The sequence below is a fragment of the Streptomyces sp. NPDC057428 genome (assembly GCF_042803195.1).
In the GTDB taxonomy this organism is placed as follows: Bacteria; Actinomycetota; Actinomycetes; order Streptomycetales; family Streptomycetaceae; genus Streptomyces.
Genome location: NZ_JBHVCT010000041.1, coordinates 45,643 through 54,935 on the forward strand (window position 1 = coordinate 45,643; position 9,293 = coordinate 54,935).

The 9,293-nt window shown below is 69.8% G+C and carries 5 protein-coding genes; 4 read left to right on the plus strand and 1 reads right to left on the minus strand.

The genetic code is table 11. The annotated features are described in order from the left end of the window. Positions 1–129: 129 nt before the first annotated feature. Positions 130–1,242: a LacI family DNA-binding transcriptional regulator gene (locus tag ACFU5K_RS17910; protein ID WP_384062336.1), complete on the minus strand. Its 1,113-nt coding sequence runs from the start codon at positions 1,240–1,242 to the stop codon at positions 130–132. Between the two features lie 403 nt (positions 1,243–1,645). On the opposite strand from ACFU5K_RS17910, the gene hisC reads away from it, so the two are divergent. The 4 genes from hisC to cydD all read left to right on the plus strand — a co-directional run bounded on the left by hisC (position 1,646) and on the right by cydD (position 9,202). Beyond that, a complete protein-coding gene (hisC, locus tag ACFU5K_RS17915) occupies positions 1,646–2,722 on the plus strand; it encodes a histidinol-phosphate transaminase (protein WP_384062338.1) in 1,077 nt (358 codons plus the stop codon). 330 nt (positions 2,723–3,052) lie between these two features. Further along, positions 3,053–4,561, plus strand: a complete 1,509-nt coding sequence (locus tag ACFU5K_RS17920; protein ID WP_384062355.1) for a cytochrome ubiquinol oxidase subunit I — start codon at positions 3,053–3,055, stop codon at positions 4,559–4,561. A gap of 19 nt (positions 4,562–4,580) precedes the next feature. Beyond that, positions 4,581–5,582 carry a cytochrome d ubiquinol oxidase subunit II gene (gene cydB, locus ACFU5K_RS17925; protein WP_384062341.1) on the plus strand — a complete coding sequence of 334 codons (1,002 nt, stop codon included), beginning with the start codon at positions 4,581–4,583 and terminating at the stop codon, positions 5,580–5,582. Between the two features lie 62 nt (positions 5,583–5,644). Further along, complete coding sequence (gene cydD / locus ACFU5K_RS17930) at positions 5,645–9,202, plus strand: thiol reductant ABC exporter subunit CydD (RefSeq protein ID WP_384062343.1); 3,558 nt, start codon at positions 5,645–5,647, stop codon at positions 9,200–9,202. Positions 9,203–9,293: the final 91 nt, after the last annotated feature.

Here is a 9,293-nt window from a genome sequence, read left to right on the forward strand (position 1 = left end):
GCCTGGTAGAGGTGGTCCGCGGTGTCGTGCGCCCATCATAGGAATGCGGATCGTGCTCTGTGACGCACCAGGGGTGGTGAATCCGGACGCACTCGCGGTTCACCGGCCATTTGGTCCGGATTAATCCGATCAGTCCCCGGCGGGTGACCGTGGGGGGCTGACCGTGGTGCGCGGTGGCCGCCGCTGCGATGAGGTCCGGACGATGAGTTCCGTCGGTATCACCTGTTCCACCGGGCCGTCGTGCTCGACCCCTTCGATGGCGTCGATGAGGAGTTGGACGACCGCCGTGCCGATCCTGCGGGGCTTCAGGGAGAGCGTGGTGATGGGGGGCTCGGTCGAGGCGTACACGGTGGACTCGCTGCAGCAGACCAGCAGGAGGTCCTCGGGGACGCGCAGTCCGTACCGGCGAGCGGCGGCGAGCAGGTCGGTCCCGTTGGGGTCGAAGAGCCCGTAGACGGCGTCGGGGCGGTCGGGGCGGGCCAGGAGGCGATCGGCGGCGACGGCCCCGGCACAGGGGTCGTGGGCCGGGTAGGACTCGTAGACCGGATCCTGCCCGACCCGCTGGCACCAGTGGAGATAGGCCGTGGTGGACAGGCGGGTGTACGTGTCGGTGGTCGTGCCGGTGAGCAGACCGATGCGGCGGGCTCCGGCGGCCGCGAGGTGGTCGAGGAGGTCGAGCACCGCGGCCCGGTGGTCGTTGTCGACCCAGGCCGTGACGGGCAGCGTTCCCGCCGGCCGCCCGTCGGAGACGACGGGGAGGCCTTGGCGCACCAGTTCGGTGACCACCGGGTCCTGGTCGGAGGGGTCGATGACGACCGTGCCGTCGAGTGCGACGTTCGACCACACGTCGTGTCGTGAGGTCGCCGGAAGGATCACCAGGGCGTAACCGCGGGCGAGCGCGGCCGACGTCGCGGCTCTCGCCATCTCCGCGAAGTACGCGAACTCGGTGAAGGTGAAAGGTTCATCCCCGTACGTGGTCACGGTCAGGCCGATGAGCCCCGACCTGCCGGTACGGAGGGTGCGGGCCGCGGCCGACGGGCGGTAGCCCAGCCGTTCGGCGACCTCGCGGACATGGCGGCGGGTGGCATCCGGAAGCCTGCCCTTGCCGTTGAGCGCATCGGACACGGTCGTGATGGAGACTCCGGCCGCCGCGGCTACGTCCCGGATACCCGCCCGTCCCGGCCGGCCGCTGCGCCGGGGCGTCTCTGTCCGGCTCACCTGGTGCTTCCCTGCTGCTGTCATGGCGAGCCGATAGTAGGGCTCGGACGCCGGGTTGGACCGGTCGCATATGCACCCGTTGGCAGGCACGTTTCTGCATGATCATAGGGCAGTAAATGCCTTGCAAAGTAAGGACGTTGGGGTCCCTTTGGTCAATGTGTCATGCATCGACGCGCATGAACCTGGCCAATGGCCCAGGTCTCGAAGAGGTCTCAACTCACCTGTTCGAGGGATGCGCGCCACGGAGTGAGCGACGGGCGTGCGCCAGGTCGCCGAATGCTCCCCCCTGGCAGGGAGTCCCGGGAACGCGCGCGGGAGGGCAGTTCCGTCGGCCGTGGAGTTTTCGCATCAGGGCCATTCGCACGGATGCCCAATCCTCATAAGGTGAGCAGTATTGATGTGTACGGACGGTCGAGGAGGACCTGCGGTGAGCGAGACGAGCCCCAAGCTGCGTGCCGAGTTGGACGGCGTCCCTGCGTACGTGCCGGGCAAGCCGGCGGCCGCCGACGGACCGGTTGCCTTCAAGCTGTCCTCCAACGAGAACCCCTATCCGCCATTGCCCGGAGTGATGGAGTCGGTGCTCACGGCGGCCGCCGGTTTCAACAGGTACCCGGACATGGCGTGCACCGGCCTGATGAACGAACTGGCCGACCGTCACGCCGTGCCGGTCTCGCACCTGGCCACCGGCACGGGTTCGGTGGGGGTCGCCCAGCAACTGCTCCAGGCCACGTCGGGCCCGGGTGACGAGGTCATCTACGCCTGGCGTTCGTTCGAGGCGTATCCGATCATCACGCAGATCAGCGGTGCGACCTCGGTCAAGGTGCCGCTGACCGCCGGTGACGTGCACGATCTGGACGCCATGGCCGGCGCCGTCACCGACCGCACGCGGATGATCTTCGTCTGCAATCCCAACAATCCGACCGGCACCGTGGTCCGCAGGGCGGAGCTGGAACGGTTCCTCGACCGGATTCCGAGCGATGTCCTGGTGGTCCTCGACGAGGCGTACAAGGAGTTCATCCGGGACGCCGAGGTGCCGGACGGCATAGAGATCTACCGGGACCGCCCCAACGTCGCGGTGCTGAGGACCTTCTCCAAGGCGTACGGCCTGGCAGGTCTCCGGGTCGGCTTCGCAGTGGCCCACGAGCCGGTGGCGGCGGCGCTCCGCAAGACGGCTGTCCCGTTCGGCGTGAGCCAGGTCGCCCAGGACGCCGCCGTCGCCTCGCTGCGCGCCGAGGGTGAGCTGCTGGGCCGGGTCGGAGCGCTCGTGGGCGAGCGGTCCCGGGTCTACGACGGCCTCGTGCGGCAGGGCTGGACGGTCCCCGAGTCCCACGCCAACTTCGTCTGGCTGCGGCTCGGCGAGCGCACGCTCGACTTCGCGGCCGTCTGTGAGCGGGCGGGAGTGGTCGTGCGGCCGTTCGCCGGTGAGGGTGTGCGCATCACGATCGGGGAGGCCGAGGCGAACGACGTCTTCCTGAAGGTGACGGAGTCCTACGACCCGCAGTAGCGGTGGTGTGGCCGTAGCCCGCTCTGCCACCGGTGGCCCCGGACCTCGATCGTCGAGGTCCGGGGCCACCGGTGTTCCCTGCCCGGGGAAGTGTCCGCTCCGAGGGTCGCGTCCCTGTCCGGTTTCGGGTGGTGCGGCCGGTGTGGCCGGTGTGGCCGGTGTGGCCGGAAGGGGACCCCCCGCGCGATGGACTCGAAGACATGTGCGCCATAATTGCTTGTGAATGTGAACGCGTTCACAAGCGCGTCCCGTTTCCTCCCGTGATCGGGTGGATTTATGGGACAGGGGGTCGGCTGTGACCGCGGCGACGTAAGGAGAAGCGGCGTGAACCTGGACCTGGCTCTGGCACCGGAGACCCTGGCGCGATGGCAGTTCGGCATCACCACCGTCTACCACTTCCTGTTCGTCCCCCTGACGATCTCTCTCGCCGCGCTCACGGCCGGCCTGCAGACCGCCTGGGTGCGCACGGACAACGAGAAGTACCTCAGGGCGACCAAGTTCTGGGGCAAGCTCTTCCTGATCAACATAGCCATGGGCGTGGTCACCGGTATCGTCCAGGAGTTCCAGTTCGGCATGAACTGGTCCGACTACTCGCGGTTCGTCGGTGACGTGTTCGGTGCCCCGCTGGCCTTCGAGGCGCTGATCGCGTTCTTCTTCGAGTCCACCTTCATCGGGCTGTGGATCTTCGGCTGGGACAAGCTGCCGAAGAAGATCCACCTCGCCTGCATATGGATGGTCTCCCTCGGCACCGTCCTCTCCACGTTCTTCATCCTGGCGGCCAACTCCTGGATGCAGCACCCGGTGGGCTACCGCATCAACAAGGAACGCGGCCGCGCCGAACTCACGGACTTCTGGCACGTGCTCACGCAGAACACCGCGCTCGCCCAGTTCTTCCACACCATCACGGCGGCCTTCCTCGTGGGCGGCGCCTTCATGGTCGGTATCGCCGCCTTCCACCTGGCGCGCAAGCGGCACATCCCGGTGATGCGCACCTCGCTGCGCCTCGGACTGGTCACCGTGGTGATCGCCGGCCTGCTCACCTCGGTGAGCGGCGACTTGCTCGGCAAGGTGATGTTCAAGCAGCAGCCCATGAAGATGGCGGCTGCCGAAGCCCTGTGGGAAGGCCAGAAGGGCGCGCCCTTCTCGCTCTTCGCGGTGGGGGACGTCGCCGAGGGCCGCAACACCGTCGAGGTCTCGATCCCCGGGGTCCTGTCCTTCCTCGCGGACGACACCTTCACCTCGCACGTCCCCGGCATCAACGACATCAACAAGGCGGAGCAGGAGAAGTACGGCCCGGGGGACTACCGGCCCAACATCCCGGTGGCCTTCTGGAGCTTCCGCTGGATGATCGGCTTCGGGACGGCCTCCTTCAGCCTCGGCCTGCTGGGACTGTGGCTGACACGGAAGAGGTTCATGCTCCCGGAGGCGCTGCGCACCGGCGAGGACGAGGTACCGAACCTGGTGCTCTTCAAGAACAGGGCGCTGAGCCCGAAGCTTGCCAGGCTCTACTGGATCACGGCCCTGTGGACCATGCTCTTCCCGCTGATCGCCAACAGCTGGGGCTGGATCTTCACCGAGACGGGGCGCCAGCCCTGGGTGGTCTACGGGGTGTTCCAGACCCGCGACGCGGTCTCCCCGGGTGTCTCGCAGGCCGAGGTCATCACCTCGCTGATCGTCTTCACGGCGCTCTACGCGATCCTCGCGGTCATCGAGGTAAAGCTGCTCCTGAAGTACGTGAAGGCCGGGCCGCCCGAACTCACCGAGGCCGACCTCGATCCGCCCACCCGGATCGGCGGCCACGACCAGGACGCCGACCGGCCGATGGCCTTCTCCTACTGAGAGCAAGCGGAGCTGAGAGATGGAACTCCACGACATCTGGTTCGTGCTCATAGCCGTCCTGTGGACCGGCTACTTCTTCCTGGAGGGATTCGACTTCGGCATCGGGGTCCTCACCAAGCTGCTGGCCCGGGACCGCAAGGAACGCCGGGTCCTGATCAACACGATCGGGCCGGTCTGGGACGGGAACGAGGTGTGGCTGCTCAGCGCGGGCGGCGCGACCTTCGCGGCCTTCCCGGAGTGGTACGCCACGCTGTTCTCCGGCTTCTACCTGCCGCTGCTGGTCATTCTGGTCTGCCTGATCGTGCGGGGCGTGGCCTTCGAGTACCGGGCGAAGCGGCCCGAGGAACGCTGGCAGACCAACTGGGAGCACGCGATCTTCTGGACCTCGCTGATCCCGGCCGTGCTCTGGGGCGTGGCCTTCGGAAACATCGTCCGGGGTGTGAAGATCGATGCCGGCATGGAGTACGTCGGCAACCTCTGGGACCTGCTCAATCCGTACGCCCTGCTGGGCGGACTGGTCACGCTGTTCCTCTTCACCTTCCACGGGGCGGTGTTCGCCGCGCTCAAGACCGTCGGAGACATCCGGGCCCGGGCCCGCGGGCTGGCGCTCAAGCTGGGTCTCGTCACGGCGGTACTCGCCCTGGGATTCCTCGTGTGGACGCAGGCGGAGAACGGCAACGGCCGGAGCCTGATCGCCATGATCGTCGCCGTGGTGTCCCTGGTCGCAGGCATCGCGGCCATCGGGGCGGGACGGGAGGGCTGGTCCTTCGCCTTCTCCGGCGTGACCATCGCGGCCGCGGTGGCGATGCTCTTCCTGACGCTCTTCCCGAACGTCATGCCGTCCTCGCTGAACGACGCGTGGAACCTGACGGTCACCAACGCCTCGTCCAGCCCGTACACCCTGAAGATCATGACCTGGTGCGCGGGTATCGCGACGCCCTTGGTGCTGCTGTACCAGGGCTGGACGTACTGGGTGTTCCGCAAGCGCATCGGTACGCACCACATCGCCGACGCGCACTGAGCCCGCGTGCGCACCTAACCCGTTGACGCGAACGACACGAGCTCACTGGGGAGCTGTTTCACGTGAAACCGATCGACCCTCGCCTCCTTCACTACGCCCGCGCCACCCGCTTCTTCCTGGCGGCCGTGGTGGCACTCGGGCTGGTCGGTGCGGCCTTGGTCATCGCCCAGGCCATGCTCGTGGCCGACGTGGTGGTGGGCGGGTTCGAGGACGGGCTGACCGCGGCCGGCCTCCGGACGCCGCTGCTTCTGCTGGGCGCGGTCGCCCTGGGGCGGGCGCTCGTGGCCTGGCTGACCGAACTGGCCGCCCACCGGGCGAGCGCCGCGGTCAAGTCCGAACTGCGGGGCCGGCTCATGGACCGGGCAGCGGAGCTGGGGCCCGACTGGCTGGGCGGGCAGCGGACCGGGTCACTGGTGGCGCTGGCCACCCGGGGCGTCGATGCCCTCGACGACTACTTTTCGCGTTATCTCCCGCAACTCGGGCTGACAGTCGTGGTTCCGATGGCGGTGCTGGCCAGGATCGTCACCGAGGACTGGGTCTCGGCGGCGATCATCGTGGTGACGTTGCCGCTGATTCCGCTCTTCATGGTTCTCATCGGATGGGCCACCCAGTCCCGGATGGACCGCCAGTGGCGGCTGCTGTCCAGGCTCTCCGGGCACTTCCTCGACGTGGTCGCCGGCCTGCCGACGCTGAAGGTCTTCGGCCGGGCCAAGGCCCAGGCGGAGTCGATCCGCACGATCACCGCTCAGTACCGCTCGGCGACACTGAAGACCCTTCGGATCGCCTTCCTGTCCTCCTTCGCCCTGGAGCTGCTGGCCACTCTGTCCGTCGCGCTGGTCGCGGTGACGATCGGGATCCGACTCGTCCACGGCGAGCTCGGCCTCTACACGGGGCTGGTCATTCTCATACTGGCGCCGGAGGCCTACCTGCCGATCCGGCAGGTAGGCGCGCAGTACCACGCGGCGGCGGAAGGGCTCTCGGCGGCGGAAGAGATCTTCGCGGTGCTGGAGACGGAGCCCGCGGCCGATGGCACCCAGGATGTCCCGGCGTCGCTGCGGCTGGAGCTCGAGGACGTGACGGTCCGGCATCCGGGCCGCACCGAGCCCTCGCTGGACGCGGCTTCGCTCGTTGTCGAGCCGGGAGAGACGGTCGCCCTGGTCGGTCCCAGCGGGGCCGGCAAGTCCACGCTCCTCAGCGTCGTGCTCGGCTTCACGGAACCCGACGAGGGCCGGGTACGGGTCGGGGGAGCGGACCTCCGCTCCCTCGCCGCCGAGCGCTGGCGCGAGCAGATCGCCTGGGTCCCCCAGCGGCCGCACCTGTTCGCCGGGACGATCGCCGAGAACGTGCGGCTTGCCCGACCTGATGCGGAGGACGAGGCGGTCACGGCGGCATTGCGCGATGCGGGTGCGTACGACTTCGTCGCCGCGCTGCCCGACGGTCAGGAAACGCGGCTGGGCGAGGACGGCGCCGGCCTCTCCGCAGGCCAACGGCAACGCCTGGCCCTGGCACGGGCGTTCCTCGCCGACCGGCCTCTGCTGCTGCTCGACGAGCCGACGGCGAGCCTGGACGGCGAGACCGAGGCGGGCATCGTCGACGCGGTGCGGAGGCTGGCGGCGGGGCGCACCGTCCTGCTGGTCGTCCACCGTCCGGCGCTTCTCCCGGTCGCGGACCGTGTGGTGTCGCTGACCCCGCGCGTGTCCGGGCGGGCGCCGGTGGGCGCCGAGTCGGGTTCGCGCAACCGGCCGGCCTCGTCCGCCGCCTCCGGTCCGCCGGCCGCGTCCGGCGCCGGACGGCCTGGGGAGCCCGTGCTGCTGAAGGACACGGAGCCGACGACCGGCGGCCGGGTGCTCGCCCGGGTGCGGGGGGCAGCCGGCTCCCAGCACCGCAAACTCGGGCTGGCGATGCTGCTGGGCAGCCTCGCCGTCGGGTCGTCGGTGGGACTCATGGCCGTCTCCGGATGGCTGATCTCACGTGCCTCCGAGCAGCCCCCGGTGCTCTATCTGGCGGTCGCTGTCACCGCGACCAGGGCGTTCGGTATCGGCCGTGCCGTCTTCCGCTACGCCGAGCGGCTGGTCGCCCATGACGCGGTCCTCAGGATGCTCGCGGAGCTGAGGGTCGCCGTCTACCGCGGGCTCGAGCGCGTCGCCCCCGCCGGCCTGCGGACGACCCGGCGGGGAGACCTGCTGTCCCGTCTGGTCGCCGACGTGGACGCGTTGCAGGACTACTGGCTTCGCTGGCTGCTGCCGGTGGGTACCGCGCTCGCGGTGGGAGCGGCCGCCGTCGGGTTCACGGGCTGGCTGCTTCCCGGGGCGGGCGCCGTGCTCGCGGCGGGGCTGCTCCTCGCCGGCGTGGGAGTGCCGTGGCTGAGCGGCGCTTGTGCCAGGCGCGCCGAGCGCCAACTGGCGCCCGCGCGGGCCGAGCTGTCCGTCCGTGTCGCCGACCTGCTCGGCGGGACGGCGGAGCTGGCGGTGGCGGGCGCGCTGCCCGACCGTAAGCAGCGGGTGCGCAAGGCCGATGCCGTGCACACCCGGATCGCCTCGCGGGCCGCGACGGCGACCGCGCTCGGCGGCGGGCTGTCCGCCCTGATCTGCGGGCTCACCGTCGTGGCGTCGGCGATCGTCGCGCTGCCCGCGGTCCAGGACGGGCGTCTGGCGGGCGTCGAGCTCGCCGTCGTCGTCCTCACCCCGCTCGCCGCCTTCGAGGCGGTGGCGGGGCTCCCGCTCGCCGTGCAGTACCGCAGGCGTGTCGAGCGGAGCGCGGAGCGCGTCTTCGAGGTGCTCGACGCTCCCGTGCCGGTCGAGGAGCCCGCCGAAGCCACGAAGGCGCCCGACTCCCCGTTCCCGCTCGTCATAAGGGGGTTGTCGGCCCGTTACCAGGGTGCGGATCGCGACGCCCTGGACTCGGTCGGCCTGACGCTGCTCCCCGGCAAGCGGGTGGCCGTCGTGGGACCGTCCGGTTCCGGGAAGACGACGCTCGCTCAGGTGCTGCTGCGCTTCCTGGACGCCACGGAGGGGACCTACAGCCTCGGTGGGGTCGAGGCGACGGCGCTGGACGGCGACACGGTCCGCTCCTTCGTCGGGCTGTGTGCCCAGGACGCACATGTCTTCGACAGCTCCATCCGCGAGAACCTGCGGCTCGCCCGCCCCGGGGCGACGGAAGGTCAGCTGCGGGACGCGCTCGCCGGGGCCCGTCTGCTCGACTGGGCCGGGTCACTCCCCGACGGCCTCGACACGCTGGTGGGCGAACACGGGGCGCGGCTGTCGGGCGGCCAGCGGCAACGGCTGGCCCTGGCCCGCGCCTTGCTCGCGGACTTCCCCGTACTCGTGCTCGACGAGCCCGCCGAGCACCTCGACCTGGAGACGGCCGACGCGCTGACGGCGGATCTGCTCGCGGCGACCGAGGGCCGTACGACCGTGCTCATCACGCACCGGCTGGCGGGACTGGAGGAGGTGGACGAGGTCCTCGTGCTGGACGCCGGGAGGGTGGTGCAGCAGGGCACGTACGCCGCACTGGCCGCCCGGAACGGGCCGCTGCGCCGGATGATCGAACGTGAACAGCGGCCGGTGGCGGTCCGGCCGGAGCGGGCGCGTACGCGGGAAGCGGTGTCCGTTCGGATCTAGTAGGGCTTTGTTAGCTACCCCGGTTGATCGTCGTCAGGTACGTTGTGATGTCCTGTCAGGTGTGACACCTGAGGAGATGGAGAGGGTCCGC

Bases quoted from the DNA above. Each gene is read 5' to 3' on its own strand.
- cydB (WP_384062341.1), top strand. From the start codon at position 4,581: ATGGAACTCCACGACATCTGGTTCGTGCTCATAGCCGTCCTGTGGACC.
- ACFU5K_RS17910 (WP_384062336.1), bottom strand. From the start codon at position 1,242: ATGACAGCAGCAGGGAAGCACCAGGTGAGCCGGACAGAGACGCCCCGG.